Source organism: Pseudomonas sp. R3-57 (assembly GCF_051132065.1).
Taxonomy (GTDB): Bacteria; Pseudomonadota; Gammaproteobacteria; order Pseudomonadales; family Pseudomonadaceae; genus Aquipseudomonas.
Window position 1 is genome coordinate 4,842,581 of record NZ_CP071655.1, and the last position, 20,030, is coordinate 4,862,610.

Below are 20,030 nucleotides of genomic sequence, written 5' to 3' on the forward strand. Positions count from 1 at the left end.
GCTACACATTTTTTGGAATCGCCCAGCAAAGACTGCTTGGTAATCGGCAACTCCTGCAATTCAGGCGAATCCACAGAAGTTGTATCAAGAAGGGAGCGTAGTCTACCGGAATGCTCCTTTCAGCTCAAACCTTGATCTTCATCGCTTGGCCGCCATTGCAATTTCCAGCCACCCTGCGCCGGGCCGTCGAGCCCCGGCAGGTTCGCCACCGCGAGCAGTTCAGCGCCGCGAAACAGCAGCGGCAATCTGCCACGGAGAAAACCCGGCACGGCACGCTCGTTGAGCAGGCGCTTGAGGTCGCGATGACCGCGCTCGGCGATCTGCATGACTTCGCCGCCCTGACGATAAGCAATGCGCAATGGCCCGGAGGGCGCCGCCCCGCTGAACATCACGCTGCCGTTATCGGCCAAGCGTAGCGTCAACGACGGGGTCTGCCAGTCGGCGCCGATCGCTGGCGCGCGCAACCATTGGCCACTCAGCCACCACACCCGCCCGGCGCTGCGGTGCAGTTCGCCATCGGCCAGACGCCAGATCGGCGAAGCGTCGGCAGCGGCCTCGCACAGATTGCTCCAACCCGACCAATGGTCGGCATCCGGCAAGCGTGTCAGTGGTTCGAGCCAATGGCTGAGGGCGTTGCGCTGACGAGCCACAGACAGCGCGGCCAGCGGCGCCAGCTCCAGCGACGGCAGTTCCAGCCATGCAAAATCATGCGCGGTGCAGGCCTGCGCCAGATCCATCTGCGCCAGCTCATCGAGCAAGCCCTGCGCCTCGCGTAGATGCCCGGCGCTGCGGGCCATGCTTGCCTGCGCCTGCGGCCAGCGCTCGGTCAGCGGCGGCACGACTTGATGGCGTAGATAATTGCGTGAGAAATGCCGATCCTGATTCGACGGATCTTCGATCCAGGCCAGTTCATGGGCGTTGGCGTAAGCCTCCAGCTCGGCCCGCGGAACATCCAGCAACGGACGAACCAGCATGCCCTGCCCCACCGGGCGTTGCGCAGGAATGCCTGACAAACCGCGCACACCGGCGCCGCGCAGCAACCGGAACAACAATGTTTCCGCCTGATCGTCACGATGTTGGCCGGTAAGCAGCACGTCATTGTGCTCGGTCAGCGTATTGAACACCGCATAACGCGCATTCCGCGCCGCGCGCTCCAGGCTTGCGCCCGGCTGCACCTTCACCCGTTCGATGATCAACGGCACGCCCAGCGCATCGCAGACCGCCTGACAATGTTGCGGCCACGCATCGGCAGCCGCCTGAAGACCGTGATGGATATGGATGGCGCTGAGCGCAGGCAGGGACTCGGATTTCGCGAGATGGGCGAGCAGGTGCAGCAGGACAGTGGAATCGAGGCCACCGGAGAAGGCGATGCGCCAGTGAGCGGCGTCGCGCCAGGGTTTGAGGTTCAGTAATAGCCGGGACGGCAAATCAGTGGGGGACGGGCCCATATCTTTCTCTTTGCCCCAATCGAATGTAGGAGTGAGCCTGCTCGCGATAGCGGTGCAACAGTCAACACATGGGTCGAATGTTACATCGTTATCGCGAGCAGGCTCACTCCTACAGGGGTAGCGCTCGACTTTAGAGACCGTAGCTCATCAGTCGATCATAACGGCGCTTCAACAGCGCTTCGTTATCGAACTGCTTCAGCATCGCCAGTTGCGAGCTCAGCTCGGCTCGGATCGATGCCGCGGCAGCGGCCGGGTCGCGGTGCGCGCCGCCCAGCGGCTCGCTGATTACCTTGTCGACGATGCCCAGGCCTTTCAGACGCTCGGCGGTGATGCCCATGGCTTCAGCAGCATCCGGCGCTTTTTCGGCGGTTTTCCACAGGATCGATGCGCAACCTTCCGGCGAGATCACCGCGTAGGTCGAGTACTGCAGCATGTTCAGTTGATCGCAGACGCCGATCGCCAGTGCACCACCGGAACCACCTTCACCGATGACGGTAGCGATGATCGGGGTTTTCAGGCGCGACATCACGCGCAGGTTCCAGGCAATGGCTTCGCTCTGGTTGCGCTCTTCGGCGTCGATACCCGGGTAGGCGCCCGGCGTGTCGATGAAGGTCAGGATCGGCATCTTGAAGCGTTCGGCCATTTCCATCAGACGGCAGGCCTTGCGATAGCCTTCCGGACGCGGCATGCCGAAGTTGCGGCGAACCTTCTCGCGCACTTCACGGCCCTTCTGGTGACCGATGATCATCACCGGCTGGTCTTCCAGACGGGCGATACCGCCGACAATCGCGGCGTCGTCGGAGAAGTGACGGTCGCCGTGCAGTTCGTCGAACTCGGTGAAGATGTGCTCGATGTAGTCGAGGGTGTAAGGGCGTTTCGGGTGACGCGCCAGGCGTGCGATCTGCCAGCTGGTCAATTTGCCGAAGATGTCTTCGGTGAGCGTTTTGCTCTTGTCCTGCAGGCGGGAGATCTCATCGCCGATATTCAGCGAATTGTCATTACCGACCAAGCGCAACTCTTCGATCTTGGCTTGCAGGTCGGCGATCGGCTGTTCGAAATCTAGAAAATTCGGGTTCATAGGCGTCCGTCTTGGGTCGTGTCCCAAATGAGCTTGGGCCGGCCGGTTGTCTATTCGCGCCCTACCTTAAGGGAGAGGCGCGCTAAGGTCGAGATTAAAAATTCAGGTTGCGGGCGAGCGCAGTAATGGCCCTCGCCGGTCAACGGTATTGGAGGAAGACGTTGTCTCGCCCGAACTGGTCACGCAGGGCTTGAATCAACGCATCCGCCGGGTCGATCCGCCAGGTCTCGCCGAACTGCAGCAAGGTCTTCGCATCTGGACTTGTGTATTCCATGGTGATCGGGCACGCGCCGCGATGACGCTTGAGCAGATCCCCCAGCCAGCGTAGCTGATCGCCTTTCAGATCCTGGGTCTGCAATTTCAGGCGCAGGCTCTCGGCGAGGTTGGTGCGCGCATCTTCCATGCTCATCACCCGCTTGACCCGCAGGCGCAGGCCGCCGGAGAAGTCGTCGTTGCTGACCTCGCCTTCGACCACCACCATCGCGTCGGTCTGCAACAGCGATTGCGCGGAATGGAATGCCTCGGCGAACAGCGACGCCTCGATCCGCCCGGAGCGGTCGTCGAGGGTGATGAAGCCCATCTTGTCGCCCTTTTTGTTCTTCATTACCCGCAAGGCAATGATCATCCCCGCCACGGTCTGGGTGTCGCGCGCAGGCTTCAGGTCGATGATGCGCTGACGGGCGAAACGGCGGATCTCGCCTTCATATTCGTCAATCGGGTGACCGGTCAGGTACAGGCCCAGGGTGTCTTTTTCACCTTTGAGGCGTTCCTTGAGGGTCAGCTCCTTGGCCTTGCGATGGGACGCGTAAACGTCGGCATCTGCCTCGACGAACAAGCCGCCGAACAGGTCGGCGTGCCCGGAGTCGTGGGTGCGCGCGGTCTGCTCGGCCGCTTTGATCGCCTCTTCCATCGCCGCCAGCAGCACGGCGCGGTTGCGGTCGATATTGGCTTGATAAGCCTTTTGCTCGTCGTGGAAATACGGGCCCAGACGATCCAGCGCACCGCTGCGGATCAGACCGTCGAGGGTACGTTTGTTGATGCGTTTGAGGTCGACCCGCGCGCAGAAGTCGAACAGATCCTTGAACGGACCGGCCTGACGCGCCTCGGTAATGGCTTCAACCGGGCCTTCGCCGACACCTTTGATCGCGCCGAGGCCATACACGATGCGGCCGTCGTCGTTCACCGTGAACTTGAACTCCGAGGTGTTCACGTCCGGCGCGTCGAGGCGCAGCTTCATCGTGCGCACTTCCTCGATCAAGGTCACGACCTTGTCGGTGTTGTGCATGTCCGCCGAAAGTACCGCGGCCATGAACGGCGCCGGGTAATGCGCTTTCAGCCAGGCCGTCTGATACGACACCAGACCGTAAGCAGCGGAGTGGGATTTGTTGAAGCCGTAACCGGCGAATTTCTCTACCAGGTCGAAAATGTTACCGGCAAGGTCGGCATCGATGCCGTTGGTGGCGCAACCCTCAATGAAACCGCCGCGCTGCTTGGCCATTTCTTCGGGCTTTTTCTTACCCATGGCCCGGCGCAGCATGTCCGCACCGCCGAGGGTGTAACCGGCCATGACCTGTGCGATCTGCATCACCTGTTCCTGATACAGGATGATGCCGTAAGTCGGCGCGAGCACCGGCTTGAGGCCTTCGTACTGGTAGTCCGAGTGCGGATACGCCAGCTCGGCGCGGCCGTGCTTACGGTTGATGAAGTCGTCCACCATGCCGGACTGCAGTGGGCCCGGACGGAACAATGCCACCAGTGCGATCAAGTCTTCCAGGCAGTCGGGCTTGAGCTTTTTGATCAGCTCTTTCATGCCGCGCGATTCAAGCTGGAACACCGCCGTGGTTTCAGCTTTTTGCAGCAGGCTGTAAGTCGGCTTGTCATCGAGCGGAATAAACGCGATGTCCAGCGGCGGCTCGTTGACCTTGGCGCGGTCGCGGTTGATGGTTTTCAGCGCCCAATCGATGATCGTCAGGGTTCGCAGGCCGAGGAAGTCGAACTTCACCAGACCGGCCGCCTCGACGTCGTCCTTGTCGAACTGGGTCACCAGACCGTCACCGGCCTCGTCGCAATAGATCGGCGAGAAGTCGGTCAGCTTGGTCGGGGCGATCACCACACCACCGGCGTGTTTGCCGACGTTACGCACCACGCCTTCGAGCTTGCGCGCCATCTCCCAGATTTCCGCGGCCTCTTCATCGACCTTGATGAAGTCACGGAGGATTTCTTCCTGCTCGTAGGCTTTTTCCAGGGTCATGCCGACTTCGAACGGAATCATCTTCGACAGACGATCCGCCAGCCCGTAGGACTTGCCCTGCACCCGCGCCACGTCGCGCACCACAGCCTTGGCGGCCATGGAACCGAAAGTGATGATCTGGCTTACCGCGTTGCGGCCGTACTTCTCGGCCACGTAATCGATCACCCGGTCACGGCCGTCCATGCAGAAGTCGACGTCGAAGTCGGGCATCGAAACCCGTTCCGGGTTAAGGAAACGTTCGAACAGCAGGTCATATTCCAGCGGGTCGAGGTCGGTGATCTTCTGTACGTAGGCCACCAGCGAACCGGCACCCGATCCACGGCCGGGACCGACCGGTACGCCGTTGTTCTTGGCCCACTGGATAAAGTCCATCACGATCAGGAAGTAACCGGGGAAGCCCATCTGGATGATAATATCCAGCTCGAAATTCAAGCGGTCGACGTAGACCTGACGCTTGGCTTCGTAGTCTTCGGTGGTGTCCTTGGGCAGCAGCACCGCCAGGCGCTCTTCGAGACCGTCGAAGGAAACCTTGCGGAAGTATTCATCGATGGTCATGCCATCGGGGATCGGGAAGTTGGGCAGGAAGTGCGTGCCCAGCTTGACTTCGATGTTGCAGCGCTTGGCGATCTCGACGGTGTTTTCGATCGCGTCGGGAATATCGCTGAACAGCTCGAGCATTTCCTCGGCGCTTTTCAGGTATTGCTGATCGCTGTAATTCTTCGAGCGCCGCGGATCGTCGAGGGCGCGACCCTCACCGATGCACACGCGGGTTTCGTGGGCGGCGAAGTCTTCCTGCTTGATGAAACGCACATCATTGGTCGCCACCAGCGGCGCACCGAGCTTGTCGGCCAGCGCCACAGCGCCGTGCAACTGCTCTTCGTCGTTGGGACGGTTGGTGCGCTGGATCTCCAGATAGAAACGGTCCGGGAACACCGCCATCCACTCACGCGCCAGCGTCTCGGCTTCGGCCGGGTTGCCGCCGATCAGCGCCATGCCGATCTCGCCTTCTTTGGCCGCGGACAACATGATCAGGCCTTCACTGGCTTCGGCGACCCACTGGCGCTCAACAATGATCATGCCGTTGCGCTGGCCTTCGATGAAGCCGCGCGAGATCAGCTCGGTGAGGTTGCGATAGCCCTTGGCATTCATCACCAGCAGGCTGATCCGACTCAGCGGGCCGTCCGGATCCTTGTTCGACAGCCACAGGTCGGCGCCGCAAATCGGCTTGATCCCCGCGCCCATGGTGTTTTTGTAGAACTTGACCAGAGAACACATGTTGTTCTGGTCGGTGACCGCGACCGCCGGCATGTTCAGGGCCGTGAGCGCCTTGACCAGCGGCTTGATCCGCACCAGCCCGTCGACCAGGGAGTATTCAGTGTGCAGGCGTAGATGAACGAATGAAGCCGGCATAGTGATCCTGTCCAGTTACATAGAGACAACGAGGCCCGGATTGTACCGGGCCCCGAATAAAACATCAGCCTTGCGCCTAAACCTGCGTGAGCACTTCCCGCGCCTCGTAAGCCAGGCGCACCGGGGCGAACGAGCGCCGGTGGATCGGGGTCGGCCCGAGCCGCGACAGCGCTTCCAGATGAACGGGCGTCGGGTAGCCTTTATGGCCACCGATGCCGTAACCCGGATAGATCAATTCGAAAGCGGCCATTTCGCGGTCGCGGCTGACCTTGGCCAGAATCGACGCGGCAGCAATCGCCGGGACCTTGCCGTCGCCCTGCACCACCGCTTCGGCACGCATCGGCAATTGTGGGCAGCGGTTACCGTCGATCATCGCCAGTTTCGGCTGAATGTGCAGCCCGGCCACCGCGCGCTGCATGGCCAGCATGGTCGCGTGGAGGATATTCAGCTCATCGATTTCCTCGACTTCGGCGCGGGCAATGCACCAGCTCAGGGCTTTTTCGCAGATCTCGTCGTAGAGCTTTTCACGCTTGGCTTCGGTGAGTTTCTTCGAGTCGTCCAGACCGAGGATCGGCCGGTTCGGATCGAGGATCACCGCCGCCGTCACCACCGCACCGCACAACGGGCCGCGACCGACTTCATCAACCCCGGCCACCAAGTCTTCGACTTCGGCGACGAGGGTGAAATCCAGGCCCATCTGCATGCTTGTCTTGCTCATCGTGTTTGACCGATCAGGTTGAGGACGGCATCCGCCGCCTGATTGGAGGCATCCAGGCGCAACGTGCGATGGATCTCGTCGAAACCGCGAGTCTGCTCTTCGCCGCCATCGATCAACGGCGAGAGCGTCAACGCCAGAGACTCGACTGTCGCATCATCCTGCAACAGCTCGGGCACCAGCAAGCGCTGAGCCAGCAAGTTCGGCAACGAAACGTATGGGCTCTTGACCATGCGCTTGAGAATCCAGAACGTCAGCGGCGCCATACGGTACGCCACCACCATCGGCCGCTTGTACAGCAACGCTTCAAGGGTGGCGGTGCCGGAAGCGATCAACACCGCATTGCACGCCGCCAGCGCCAGATGAGATTTACCGTCAAGCAAGGTCACCGGCAAATCGCGGCCAGCCAGCAACTCTTCAAGCTGCGTGCGACGCTCGGAATTGGCGCACGGAATAACGAAGCGCAAGCCCGGACGCATGGCACGCAAGCGTTCAGCCGTGTCGAGAAACAGCGCGCCGAGACGCGACACTTCGCCGCCCCGACTGCCCGGCATCAACGCGACCAGCGGGCCGTCGGGCAAACCCAGTTCGGCCCGCGCCGCGGCACGGTCGGCTTCAAGCGGAATGGTGTCGGCCAGGGTGTGGCCGACGAACCGCACCGGTACGCCCTGCTCTTCGTAGAATTTTGCTTCGAATGGCAGCAGCGTCAACATCAGGTCGCAGCCTTCGCGGATCTTCAGCACGCGTTTCTGCCGCCACGCCCACACCGACGGGCTGACGTAATGCACGGTTTTGATCCCGGCCTGACGCAGCTTGAGTTCGATATTGAGGTTGAAGTCCGGCGCGTCGATGCCGATGAACACGTCCGGCTTTGCGGCGATCAGCGTGGCGATCAGCTCCTTGCGGCGCTTGAGCAGTTCGCGCAGCCGGCCGAGGACCTCCACCAGCCCCATGACCGACAAGCGTTCCATGGGGAAGTAGGAAGTCAGGCCTTCAGCTTGCATCAACGGCCCGCCGACACCGATGAACTCGACTGTCGGGTGCTGTGTCTTGATCGCACGCATGAGACCCGCACCGAGAATGTCGCCGGAAGCTTCACCGGCCACCAGCGCAATACGCAGACTGGCCATGATCAGCGGGTGATGCCGCGAGTCGACGACAGGATGGAATCACGGAACACCGCGACTTCCGGGTACTGCGCAGCCGGTTCGGCGAGTTCGGCCAGTGCCTGCTCGACGGTCAGCCCCTGGCGATAAACGGTTTTGTAGGCGCGACGTAAGGTGTGAATCGCATCCTCGCTGAAACCACGACGGCGCATGCCTTCGAAGTTCATGCTGCGTGCTTCGGCCGGGTTGCCGAACACGGTGACGAACGCCGGAACATCCTTGCCGATCGCGGTGCCCATGCCGGAAAAGCTGTGGGCGCCGATGTGGCAATACTGGTGCACCAGGGTGAATCCGGAAAGGATCGCCCAGTCATCCACGTGCACATGGCCGGCCAGCGCCGTGTTGTTGACCAGAATGCAGTGGTTGCCGATGACGCTGTCGTGGCCGATGTGCGCATAGGCCATGATCAGGTTGTGATCGCCCAGCGTGGTTTCCGAACGGTCCTGCACGGTGCCACGGTGAATGGTCACGCCTTCACGGATGACGTTGTGGTCACCGATCACCAGGCGGGTTTCTTCACCCTTGTATTTCAGATCAGGCGTGTCTTCGCCTACCGAGGAAAACTGGTAGATGCGATTGTGCTTGCCAATGCGGGTCGGCCCCTTGAGGACCACATGCGGCCCGATCACGGTACCCTCGCCGATTTCCACACCTGCGCCGATGATCGACCACGGGCCGACCTCGACGCCGTCAGCCAGGATGGCGGACGGATCGATGATTGCGCGAGGGTCAATCAAACTCATACTTTTTGTTCCGCGCAGATGATCTCGGCCGAGCAGACCGGCTTGCCATCGACCGACGCCTGGCATTCGAATTTCCAGATCTTGCGCTTGCAACTGATGAAGGTCGCTTCAAGGATCAACTGGTCGCCCGGCTTGACTGGCTGGCGGAAACGCAGCTTGTCGGAACCGACGAAGTAATACAGGGTGCCGTCGGCCGGTTTGACGTTGAGCATCTTGAAACCGAGGATCCCGGCAGCCTGAGCCATCGCTTCGATGATCAGCACGCCCGGCATGATCGGATGCGCAGGGAAATGACCATTGAAGAACGGTTCGTTGATGCTGACATTCTTGTAGGCGCGAATTCGCTTGCCTTCAGTGTCCAGTTCCACCACCCGGTCCACCAGCAGGAACGGGTAACGGTGAGGCAGGTATTCGCGAATCTCGATGATGTCCATCATTTCAGGGGGAAGCCTATGTAAAGATTGGGAGCGCGACTGACGTGCACTCCTCTAGCAAATCAACGAGGCAGTCCAGAGGCTGCACACACTTGATATGGAAATGGTATCAGCCATCAGATGAAGCATTGCCGTCAGGGGTCACTTCCCCTACGCGCTTTTCCAGCTGTTTGAGCCGTCGCGCGATGTCATCGAGCTGACGGATTCGGGCCGCGCTTTTGCGCCATTCGGCCGCCGGTTGCATGGCTGTGCCGGAAGAATAGGCACCCGGCTCGGTAATCGAGTGGGTCACCATGGTCATTCCGGTCAGGAAAACGTTGTCGCAAATATCAATGTGGCCAACCAGACCGACACCACCGGCGAGCATGCAGTGCTTACCGATTTTGGTGCTGCCGGAAATGCCGACGCACGCGGCCATGGCGGTGTGATCACCGACCTGAACGTTGTGCGCGATCTGAATCTGGTTGTCGAGCTTCACACCATTGCCGATCACGGTATCGGCCAGGGCGCCGCGGTCGATGGCGGTGTTCACGCCAATCTCGACATCGTCACCGATGGTCACGCCACCGATCTGTGCGATCTTCTGCCAGATGCCCTTCTCATTGGCGAAGCCGAAGCCCTCGCCACCGAGCACGGCACCGGACTGAATGACTACACGCTTGCCGATGCGCACATCGTGATACAGCGTTACGCGTGGAGCGAGCCAGCCGCCTTCGCCGATTTCGCTGCGAGCGCCGATGACGCAATGCGCACCCAGGGTCACTTGCGCGCCGATTCGCGCGCCAGCCTCGATCACCACAAACGGCCCGATGCTGGCGGTTGGATCAACCACCGCGTCCGCAGCAATCACTGCTGAAGGATGAATACCCACGGGCGCTTTCGGCTTGGGATCGAACAAATGCGAGAGACGCGCATAGGCCAAGTAAGGATCCGGCACCACCAGCGCATTACCGGCAAAACCTTCGGCATCGGCTTCCTTGAGCAGCAACGCTGCTGCCTGCGAGCCCGCCAGGTATTTGCGATATTGAGGGTTTGCCAGAAAGCTCAACTGAGCTGGGCCAGCCTCTTGCAAAGTGGCTAGCCCAGTAATTTGCTGCTCGGGGTCGCCACGCAGGGTGGCGCCGAGGAACTCGGCCAACTGGCCGAGCTTGATGGTCACAGTCATGGGTTACTTCAGCTGATTCATGCGCTCGATAACCTGGCGCGTGATGTCGTACTGCGGTTTGACATCGATCACTGCGCCACGCTCGAACACCAGGTCAAAACCACCTTTCTTGATGACTTCTTCCACAGCGCTGTCCAGTTTCGGCTTCAGTTGCTTGAGCATTTCGCGGTCGGCAACGGCTTTGGCTTCGTTCAGCTCTTTGGACTGGAACTGGAAGTCACGGGCCTTTTGCTTGAATTCCAGCTCCAGACGCTCACGCTCACCTTGCTGCATCTTGTCGCCACCGGCCATCAGACGATCCTGAATGCCCTTGGCGCTGCTTTCCAGAGTCTTCAGCTTGGTCAGTTGCGGACCGAACTTCTTCTCTGCATCCACGGCGTACTTCTTCGCCGCATCGGATTCCAGCAGAGCCATTTGATAGTTCAGAACGGCAATTTTCATGTCGGCAAATGCCGGGCCTGCCACCAGTACGGAGGCCAGGAGAACCAATTGAGTCAACTTACGCACGATGCACTCCTACAAAATCCATTGTCGTTGTCTTGGGGCAGACGCTTAGAACGTCTGGCCGAGGGAGAATTGGAACACTTGAGTTTCAGCGTCATCCGGTTTCTTGATCGGCATGGCCAACGCGAAGCTCAGAGGACCCAGTGCGGTGACCCAGGTCACACCCACACCCACGGAACTGGCCATGTTGCTCAGACTGATGTCGTTGCACTTGGTGTTGGACGACGAACCGTTAGCGTTCGTAGTGTCCTTGCACTGCGAGTCAAATACGTTACCGACATCCCAGAATACCGAGGTACGCAGGGAGCGCTGATCTTTCACGAACGGCAGCGGGAACAAGACTTCCACGCCACCTTGGATCAGGACGTTACCACCGAACGGCAGTGGATCCTGGTCCGGGTCTGCGATGGTGCCCGGGTTGGTACCACGGCTCGGCGTACTGCGCGGACCGAGGGTGCTGTCCTTGAAGCCGCGCACCGAGTTGAAACCACCAGCATAGTAGTTTTCATAGAACGGCAAGCCATCGGTCGAACCGTAACCGTCGCCATAACCCAGTTCGGTATGCAGGCGCAGAGTGTAGTTTTCAGTGATCGGCTGGAACAACTGACCACGGTAGTCGAGCTTGAAGAACGACAGGTCGCTGCCCGGAATGGTGCTTTCCAGGGTCAGGCTCTGGGAACGACCACGTGTCGGCAGTACACCCTTGTTCAGGGTCGACTCGGACCAGCCGGCCGAAGCCTTGAAGTTCAGGTAGCTGTCGCCTTCCTTCTCGACGAAGTCGAAAATCTCGTCAACGGTGTAACGACCGGTGTTGATCGTGTCCTGCTGGGCAGACAAACCGAACGTCAGACGCGAAGTCTCGCTGATCGGATAGCCAATGTTCACGCCGGCACCCAAGCTGTCTACGGCGTAGCTCGAGATATCGGCATCGAGTTCATCGTAGTCGGTGGTGCGGTAGAACGCGTTGTAGCCCAGGCTCACGCCATCGGCGGTCCAGTAGGGGTCAACGTAGCCGAAGTTGTAGCGGCTCTGGTATTCGCTGCGGGTCAGACCGATGCTGACGCGGTTACCGGTACCGAGGAAGTTGTTCTGGGTGATCGAACCACCGAGGATCAGACCGGCACTCTGGGCGAAACCGACGCTGGCGGTAATCGAACCGGACGCCTGTTCTTCCACGGCGTAGTTCACGTCGACCTGGTCATCGACACCCGGAACAGCCGGGGTCTCGACGTTGACTTCCTTGAAGAAGCCCAGACGCTCGAGACGGGTCTTGGACTGGTCGATCAGGTAGGTCGAAGCCCAGCCACCTTCCATCTGACGCATTTCACGGCGCAGCACTTCGTCTTCGGACTTGGTGTTGCCACGGAAGTTGATGCGGTTGACGTAGGCACGCTTGCCCGGATCGACAGCGAACAGGATATCGACGGTGTGGTCGTCATCATGCGGCTGAGGTACGCCGTTGACGTTGGCGAAGGTGTAACCCTCGTTACCCAGACGGCGGGTGATCAGTTCAGAGGTGGTGGTCATCAGCTTGCGCGAGAACACCTGGCCTTTTTGCACCAGCAACAGAGATTTGATCTGGTCTTCAGGGACCTTCAGATCACCGCTGAGCTTGACGTCGCGAACGGTGTACTTCTCGCCTTCGGTGACATTGACGGTGATATAGACGTGCTTCTTGTCCGGGGTGATCGACACCTGGGTCGAAGCGATATCCATGTTGATATAGCCACGATCCAGGTAGTAGGAACGCAGACGCTCCAGGTCACCGGACAGTTTTTCACGGGCATATTTGTCATCGTTCTTGAAGAACGACAGCCAGTTGGTGGTTTTCAGTTCGAACAGGTCGGTCAGGTCTTCCTCGGGGAACACCGTGTTGCCGACCACGTTGATGTGCTGAATCGCGGCAACGGTACCTTCGTTGATCTTCACTTTAAGACCAACACGGTTGCGCGGTTGCGAGACCACTTCGGTATCGACGGTAGCCGAGTAGCGACCCTGCGCGACGTACTGACGCTGCAGTTCGTTACGCACGCCTTCGAGGGTGGCACGCTGGAAGATCTCGCCTTCAGCCAGACCGGATTGCTTGAGGCCCTTCATCAGGTCTTCGGTCGAGATCGCCTTGTTGCCTTCGATCTCGATACTGGCAACCGACGGACGTTCGACGACCGTGATCACCAGAACGTTGCCTTCGCGGCCCAGCTGGATATCTTGAAAGAAACCGGTTTTGAACAACGCACGAGTGGATTCCACCAGGCGACGATCATCCGCCTGCTCGCCGACGTTCAACGGCAAGGCACCAAAGACACTACCCGCGGAGACCCGCTGGAGGCCATTGACGCGAATATCAGAGATAGTGAAGGACTCGGCGTGAACTTCGGCGATCATCAATACGGTGAGAACCGCAGTTAGCAGCAGACGTTTCATGAAGTCCTTTCTTATTCCAACTGGCAATAAACAAACTGCCGCAAAATGCGGCAGATTCGCAATTCAGCGAAGCGTTACAGTCGACCCAGATCGTTGACCAGAGCAAGCAACATCACCCCGACCACCAAACTGATACCGATCTGTATCCCCCAACCTTGCACCCGATCCGACAAGGGGCGACCACGCACCCACTCGATCAGATAAAACAACAAATGCCCCCCATCCAGTACAGGAATGGGCAGCAAATTCAGAACCCCCAGGCTAATACTCAGATAAGCAAGGAAATTCAGGAAATCAGCGACGCCCGACTGGGCAGAAGCGCCCGCCACTTTAGCAATGGTTATCGGTCCACTCAAGTTTTTTACCGAGAGCTCGCCGAACAGCATTTTCTTCAGTGAATCGAGGGTCAGAATGCTCATGGTCCAAGTGCGTCGGGCGCCCTCGCCAATTGCCGCCAACGGCCCGTAACTGACCTCGCGAATCATCTCCGGCGGCCAGTCGATTGCCTTGACCCCTGCCCCCAGATAACCGCTCGGCGCCTTGCTTTCGCCACGCGCGGCCAAGGTCACCGGGACGTCGATTTGAGCATTGTCACGCTCGATGCGCAGCATGATTTTGGTATCAGGACGCGTACGAACGGTATCGACCACTTGCTGCCAGTCGTTCAACGGCTGGCCATCCAGAGCCAGCAAGCGGTCACCGGTCTTCAGGCCTGCAGCCTGCGCCGGGCCTTTCGGATCGAGCTCGGCGAGTACCGGTGGCAACGCCGGGCGCCACGGGCGAATACCCAGAGAACGGATCGGATCCGGCTCATCGGCGCCCTTGAGCCAGTTGTCCAGTTTCAGTTCACGCGGCGAATCCGCGGTAGAACCTTGTTCGCGCACCAGCAAGTGCAGAGAACCGCTTTCGCCGAGACGTCGAACCAATTGCAGATTGACGGCTGCCCACCCGGAAGTCGGCTCGCCATCGATGGCGACGATTTCCTCGCCCGCATTCAAACCCGCCCTGGCGGCAATGCTGCCGGACTCGACCGCACCGATGACCGGACGCACCTGCTCGCTGCCGAGCATGGCCAGCACCCAGAAGAACACTAGCGCCAACAGGAAGTTGGCCACAGGGCCGGCTGCAACAATGGCAATGCGCTGACGAACGGTTTTACGGTTGAATGATTGATCAAGCTGATCGACCGGAACTTCGCCTTCACGCTCGTCGAGCATTTTGACGTAGCCGCCCAGCGGGATCGCGGCGATCACGAATTCGGTGCCCTGCTTGTCATGCCAGCGCAGCAGCGGCATGCCAAAGCCTACGGAAAAGCGTAGAACCTTGACGCCACAGCGCCGCGCGACCCAGAAGTGGCCGAATTCGTGAAAGGTGACCAGCACACCCAGAGCAATCAGGGTGCCGGCAATCATATAGAGCGCGCTCATCTACTTTCTCCGCAATCCTGTTCAGTGCCGCGTGTAGCCAATGTATTGCAAATTCTATCGAGCGTGACGTTTGAGCCATTGCCGCGCCAGATCACGGGCCCTGGTATCGGCAGTAAACACCGCCTCGAGATCAGCCAGGGCCACCACCGGTTCGAGGCTCAAGATCTCTTCGATGATACTCGCGATTTCCAGGTACCGGACCCGTCCGTCGAGAAACGCCTGTACCGCCACTTCATTGGCCGCATTGAGCATCGCCGGAGCGCTGTCACCCGCCTCGGCAGCTTGCCGCGCCAGACGCAGGCAAGGGAAGCGCCCTTCATCCGGTGCTTCGAAGTCCAGCCGCGCAATGGCGAACAGATCCAGCGGCGCTACCCCGGAATCGATACGCTCCGGCCATGCCAGTGCGTTGGCGATCGGCGTACGCATATCGGGATTGCCCAACTGCGCCAGTACCGAGCCGTCGACGTAATCGACCAGCGAGTGAATCACGCTCTGCGGGTGGATCACCACCTCGACCTGCGCAGGCTTGGCATCAAACAACCAGCAGGCCTCGATCAGCTCGAGGCCTTTATTCATCATGCTTGCCGAATCGACAGAGATCTTGCGACCCATCGACCAGTTCGGATGCGCACAGGCCTGATCAGGTGAAACATGCGCCAGTTCGCTCATCGGCGTCTGTCGGAACGGACCGCCAGAGGCTGTGAGCAAGATCCGACGGACACCGACCGCGCCCAACCCACGGGCGAAATCCTGTGGCATGCACTGGAAAATCGCGTTGTGTTCGCTGTCGATCGGCAGCAGCACCGAACCGCTTTTGCGTACGGCCTGCATGAACAAGGCGCCGGACATCACCAGCGCCTCTTTGTTGGCCAGCAGGATTTTCTTGCCCGCCTCAACGGCCGCCAGGGTCGGGCGCAGTCCCGCCGCACCGACGATCGCCGCCATCACCGCATCGACTTCCGGCGCGGACGCGATCTGACACAAGCCCTCCTCGCCTACCAGCACTTGAGTCGACAAACCGGCCGCACGCAAATCGTCCTGCAAGCTGCGCGCAGCGGCTGCTTGCGGCACCACGGCAAATTGCGGCGCGTGACGAACACACAAGGCCAGCAGCTCACTCAGACGACTGAAACCGCTCAGCGCGAAAACCTGATAGCGCTCAGGATGACGGGCAATGACGTCGAGCGTGCTCAGCCCGATCGAGCCTGTCGCTCCCAGAACGGTAATCTGCTGCGGGCGACTCACGGCGCGGCCATCCACAGCAGCACGGCGAATACCGGAATCGCTGCCGTGAGGCTGTCGATGCGATCGAGCACACCACCATGACCGGGCAACAGGTTACTGCTGTCCTTGATGCCGGACTGGCGCTTGAACATGCTTTCGGTCAGGTCGCCGACCACCGAGATGAAAACGATCACGGCCGCGCCAATCAAGCCCTTGAGCAGTTCAGCCACCGTCCAGTCACGCACCAGCCCGACAATCGCGGTAATCACCAGGCTCAGCGCCAGACCACCGTATACGCCTTCCCAGCTTTTGCCCGGACTGACATGCGGCGCCAGCTTGCGCTTGCCGAATTTGCGACCCGAGAAATAGGCGCCGATATCGGCCCCCCAGACCAGCACCATCACCGCCATGATCAGCCAGTTACCCAGCGGGTACTGCTTGATCTGCACCAGGCCCTGCCAGGCCGGCAGCAGAATCAACAGACCGATCACCAGTTTGGTGGCAGCACTGGACCAATGCGCGCTGGAACGCGGATAGGTCAATACCAGGTACGTCGCCACGATCCACCAGAGCACCGAAGCGCCCAGCACCCAAGGCGCGAGCCCGGGCAGCACATGCATGATGAACAGCAACAGTGCAACGACCGCAGCGAAACCGACGCGGTACGATTGCGCAGCGAAGCCGGCCAGGCGCGCCCATTCCCAGGCACCCAGGCACACGACCAGCCCGATGAACAGGGCAAAACCCGTGCCCTTGAGCAGGAAGAACCCGCACAAGGCAATCGGCAGCAGGATCAGTGCAGTGATGATTCGTTGTTTAAGCATTAAACCCGGGCTCCAGCTTCGACCTGCTCACTCGTTTTACCGAAGCGACGCTGGCGCGAAGCGAAATCAGCCAGCGCACCGCGCATGGCATCGTGTTTGAAGTCCGGCCAGAACAGGTCGGAGAAATACAACTCGGCGTAGGCCAGCTGCCACAGCAGGAAATTGCTGATGCGGTGCTCACCGCCCGTGCGGATGCACAGGTCCGGCAACGGCAGATCGCCGGTCGCCAGACAGGTCTGCAGCAGATCCGGAGTGATGTCCTCCGGGCGCAAATGCCCGGCCTGGACTTCACGGGCCAGGCGCTGCGCTGCCTGTGCGATATCCCACTGACCGCCGTAGTTGGCGGCGATCTGCAGGATGAAGCGGTTGGCGCCCGCTGTCATCGCTTCGGCTTCACGCATGGCGGCCTGAAGCTCCGGATGAAAGCGCGAACGGTCGCCAATGATGCGCAGGCTGATGTTGTTGTCGTTGAGGCGCTTGGCCTCGCGACGCAAGGCCTTGAAGAACAGGTCCATCAAGGCACTGACTTCGTCGGCCGGACGCTGCCAGTTCTCACTGGAAAACGCGAACAGGGTGAGCACCTCGACCTTGGCCTCGGCGCACACCTCGATCACTGCACGCACAGCATCCACGCCCGCTTTATGCCCGGCGACACCCGGCATAAAGCGTTTTTTCGCCCAGCGATTGTTGCCATCCATGATGATCGCGACATGGCGCGGCACCGCGGACGGCGCAGACTGCTTGGTCTTGTCCATTTAAAGCTCGACCCTTATACGGTCATCAGGTCTTTTTCTTTCTCATCCGTGGCCTTGGTGATCTGGGCCTCGGACTCTTTGGTCAGCTTGTCGATATCAGCGATGGCACGACGTTCTTCGTCTTCGCTGATTTCCTTGTCCTTGACCAGCTTCTTCAGATCACCCAACGCGTCACGACGGATGTTACGCACGGCAACACGCGCGTCTTCCGCTGCGCTACGGGCCTGCTTGGTGAAGCCTTTGCGCGTTTCCTCGGTGAGGGCCGGCATCGGGATCAACAGCAATTCGCCAAGGTTGGTCGGGTTGAGGTTCAGACCGGCGCTCTGGATCGCCTTGTCGACGGCCGCGAGCATGTTGCGCTCGAAGGCCACAACCTGCAGGGTGCGCGAGTCTTTCACGGTGACGTTGGCCACACTGCTCAGCGGGGTGTCAGTACCGTAGTAAGGCACCATGACACTGCCCAGGATGCTCGGGTGAGCCTTGCCGGTACGGATCTGGCCGAACGCGTGAGCCAGAGACTCCAGCGATTTCTGCATGCGCTCTTTGGCGTTTTTTTGGATTTCGTTGATCATTGTTGACCTTCCTCGATCAGGGTACCTTCAGCGCCGCCATGAACGATGTTCAGCAGGGCGCCCGGTTTGTTCATGTTGAAGACGCGCAACGGCATCTTGTGATCGCGGCACAGGCAGATAGCGGTCAGGTCCATGACACCCAGCTTGCGATCCAGTACTTCATCATAAGTCAGATGATCGAACTTCTCGGCATGCGGGTCTTTGAATGGATCTGCGGTGTAAACGCCATCAACCTTGGTCGCCTTGAGCACGACATCGGCGTCGATTTCGATTGCGCGCAGGCAGGCTGCCGAATCCGTGGTGAAGAACGGGTTGCCAGTACCGGCAGCGAAGATCACCACGTCCTTGGAGTTCAGGTGGCGCATGGCTTTGCGGCGATCGTAGTGATCGGTCACGCCGACCATGGAAATGGCCGACATCACGATGGCCGAGATATTGGCACGTTCCAGCGCATCACGCATGGCCAGAGCGTTCATCACAGTGGCCAGCATGCCCATGTGGTCGCCCGTGACCCGGTCCATCCCGGCTTTGCTCAAGGCTTCGCCGCGGAACAGGTTGCCACCGCCGATCACCAGACCGACCTGAACGCCGATGCCGACCAACTGGCCGACTTCCAGCGCCATCCGATCCAGCACTTTTGGATCGATCCCGAACTCTTCCGAGCCCATCAGGGCCTCGCCGCTAAGCTTGAGTAGAATGCGTTTATAGCGAGCCTGATAACCACTGCCCTGCTGAGCCATTGCGAATCTCTCCTGCGGCGTATTTAAAATTCTGTGCGAGCTGTTTACAGCTGCCGTTCACTCTAGCTTGGCGCTGCTTCAGCGCCATCGGAACATGGCTTTGTAAGTCAGTTCCAAGCGGAAACCAATAAAAAACTGGTACCCGATCTGAAAAGAGGCTGCGCGCGTGAGCGGGCAGCCTCTTTCGGCGACAGTTGAAAAACCGTCTTATTGCTTGGCGGCAGCCAGCTGGGCAGCAACTTCTTCAGCGAAGTTGTCGACCGGCTTCTCGATGCCTTCGCCTACTTTGAAGTAAGTGAAGGAAACGATTTCAGCACCGGCCTTCTTGGCCAGTTCGCCAACCTTGACTTCAGGGTTCTTGACGAATGCCTGCTCGACCAGGCTTGCTTCTGCCAGGAACTTGCTGATACGGCCCTTGACCATGTTCTCAACAATGTTTTCTGGCTTGCCTTTGATCTTCTCTTCGTTCAGCTGCAGGAACACAGCTTTCTCACGCTCGATCGCTTCGTCGGAGACTTGCGAAGGCAGCAGGAATTCCGGGTTGCTTGCAGCAACGTGCATTGCGATGTCTTTGGCCAGCTCGACGTCACCGCCTTTCAGGACGACTGCAACACCGATCTTGTTACCGTGCAGATAGGTGCCGACAACGTCACCCTCTACGCGAACCAGACGACGGATGTTGACGTTCTCGCCGACTTTGGCAACCAGAGCCTCACGAGCCGATTCCTGAGCGGCGATCAGCGGAGCTGCGTCGGTCAGTTTTTCGTCGAAAGCTTTTTCTACGCTGGCAGCAACGAAGTTTTTGAAGTCGTCTTGCAGGGCCAGGAAGTCGGTCTGCGAGTTGACTTCCAGCAGCACGGCTGCCTTGTCATTCGATTTGATGGCGATTGCGCCTTCAGCGGCAACGTTGCCGGCTTTTTTCGCAGCCTTGATGGCGCCCGAAGCGCGCATGTCATCAATGGCTTTTTCGATGTCGCCGTCAGCCTTTTCCAGGGCTTTCTTGCAGTCCATCATGCCTTCGCCGGTACGCTCGCGCAGTTCTTTGACCAACGCTGCAGTAATTGCTGCCATTTTCAAATTCCTCTTGGATAGGTTTTCAACCATTCCACCCGATCGAACGGGCGTTCAATTCTTCCCGAGCCACCCTTGT

General features: G+C 59.7%; 17 protein-coding genes. All 17 read right to left on the minus strand.

Annotated features, from left to right (window positions below; all coding sequences use genetic code 11):
* Positions 1 to 119 precede the first annotated feature (119 nt).
* On the minus strand, positions 120 to 1,448 hold the full coding sequence (gene tilS, locus J3P93_RS21900) for a tRNA lysidine(34) synthetase TilS (protein WP_434591845.1): 1,329 nt from the start codon (positions 1,446 to 1,448) through the stop codon (positions 120 to 122).
* Positions 1,449 to 1,578: 130 nt separating this feature from the next.
* Positions 1,579 to 2,526, minus strand: coding sequence for an acetyl-CoA carboxylase carboxyltransferase subunit alpha (locus tag J3P93_RS21905; RefSeq protein ID WP_262140254.1), 948 nt, complete (start codon positions 2,524 to 2,526; stop codon positions 1,579 to 1,581).
* A gap of 139 nt (positions 2,527 to 2,665) precedes the next feature.
* Positions 2,666 to 6,187, minus strand: a complete 3,522-nt coding sequence (dnaE, locus tag J3P93_RS21910; protein WP_434591847.1) for a DNA polymerase III subunit alpha — start codon at positions 6,185 to 6,187, stop codon at positions 2,666 to 2,668.
* A 76-nt stretch (positions 6,188 to 6,263) separates the two neighbouring features.
* Entirely contained in the window at positions 6,264 to 6,890 is a 627-nt protein-coding gene (rnhB, locus tag J3P93_RS21915; RefSeq protein WP_434598464.1) for a ribonuclease HII, read from the minus strand.
* An 11-nt stretch (positions 6,891 to 6,901) separates the two neighbouring features.
* Positions 6,902 to 8,032 (minus strand): lipid-A-disaccharide synthase, encoded by a 1,131-nt coding sequence (lpxB, locus tag J3P93_RS21920; RefSeq protein WP_434591849.1) that lies wholly within the window; start codon positions 8,030 to 8,032, stop codon positions 6,902 to 6,904.
* 2 nt (positions 8,033 to 8,034) lie between these two features.
* On the minus strand, positions 8,035 to 8,811 hold the full coding sequence (lpxA, locus tag J3P93_RS21925; protein WP_093104250.1) for an acyl-ACP--UDP-N-acetylglucosamine O-acyltransferase: 777 nt from the start codon (positions 8,809 to 8,811) through the stop codon (positions 8,035 to 8,037).
* Complete coding sequence (fabZ, locus tag J3P93_RS21930) at positions 8,808 to 9,248, minus strand: 3-hydroxyacyl-ACP dehydratase FabZ (protein WP_090282007.1); 441 nt, start codon at positions 9,246 to 9,248, stop codon at positions 8,808 to 8,810. The genes lpxA and fabZ overlap by 4 nt, the downstream gene beginning before the upstream one ends.
* Positions 9,249 to 9,354: 106 nt before the next feature.
* A complete protein-coding gene (gene lpxD, locus J3P93_RS21935; RefSeq protein ID WP_434591852.1) occupies positions 9,355 to 10,410 on the minus strand; it encodes a UDP-3-O-(3-hydroxymyristoyl)glucosamine N-acyltransferase in 1,056 nt (351 codons plus the stop codon).
* A 3-nt stretch (positions 10,411 to 10,413) separates the two neighbouring features.
* Positions 10,414 to 10,917 (minus strand): OmpH family outer membrane protein, encoded by a 504-nt coding sequence (locus tag J3P93_RS21940; protein ID WP_003222140.1) that lies wholly within the window; start codon positions 10,915 to 10,917, stop codon positions 10,414 to 10,416.
* Positions 10,918 to 10,962: 45 nt separating this feature from the next.
* A complete protein-coding gene (gene bamA / locus J3P93_RS21945) occupies positions 10,963 to 13,338 on the minus strand; it encodes an outer membrane protein assembly factor BamA (RefSeq protein WP_090282005.1) in 2,376 nt (791 codons plus the stop codon).
* 74 nt (positions 13,339 to 13,412) lie between these two features.
* Positions 13,413 to 14,765, minus strand: coding sequence for a sigma E protease regulator RseP (gene rseP, locus J3P93_RS21950; protein WP_434591853.1), 1,353 nt, complete (start codon positions 14,763 to 14,765; stop codon positions 13,413 to 13,415).
* 54 nt (positions 14,766 to 14,819) lie between these two features.
* Positions 14,820 to 16,010, minus strand: coding sequence for a 1-deoxy-D-xylulose-5-phosphate reductoisomerase (gene ispC / locus J3P93_RS21955; RefSeq protein ID WP_434591854.1), 1,191 nt, complete (start codon positions 16,008 to 16,010; stop codon positions 14,820 to 14,822).
* Entirely contained in the window at positions 16,007 to 16,813 is an 807-nt protein-coding gene (locus J3P93_RS21960; RefSeq protein ID WP_090282002.1) for a phosphatidate cytidylyltransferase, read from the minus strand. Before J3P93_RS21960 ends, ispC begins: the two co-directional genes overlap by 4 nt.
* Positions 16,813 to 17,568: a polyprenyl diphosphate synthase gene (uppS, locus tag J3P93_RS21965; protein WP_090282001.1), complete on the minus strand. Its 756-nt coding sequence runs from the start codon at positions 17,566 to 17,568 to the stop codon at positions 16,813 to 16,815. The genes J3P93_RS21960 and uppS overlap by 1 nt, the downstream gene beginning before the upstream one ends.
* Before the next feature lie 14 nt (positions 17,569 to 17,582).
* Positions 17,583 to 18,140, minus strand: a complete 558-nt coding sequence (gene frr / locus J3P93_RS21970; protein ID WP_434591855.1) for a ribosome recycling factor — start codon at positions 18,138 to 18,140, stop codon at positions 17,583 to 17,585.
* Positions 18,137 to 18,880: a UMP kinase gene (pyrH, locus tag J3P93_RS21975; RefSeq protein ID WP_003222124.1), complete on the minus strand. Its 744-nt coding sequence runs from the start codon at positions 18,878 to 18,880 to the stop codon at positions 18,137 to 18,139. Before pyrH ends, frr begins: the two co-directional genes overlap by 4 nt.
* A gap of 207 nt (positions 18,881 to 19,087) precedes the next feature.
* Positions 19,088 to 19,951 (minus strand): translation elongation factor Ts, encoded by an 864-nt coding sequence (gene tsf / locus J3P93_RS21980; RefSeq protein ID WP_016771476.1) that lies wholly within the window; start codon positions 19,949 to 19,951, stop codon positions 19,088 to 19,090.
* Positions 19,952 to 20,030 lie beyond the last annotated feature (79 nt).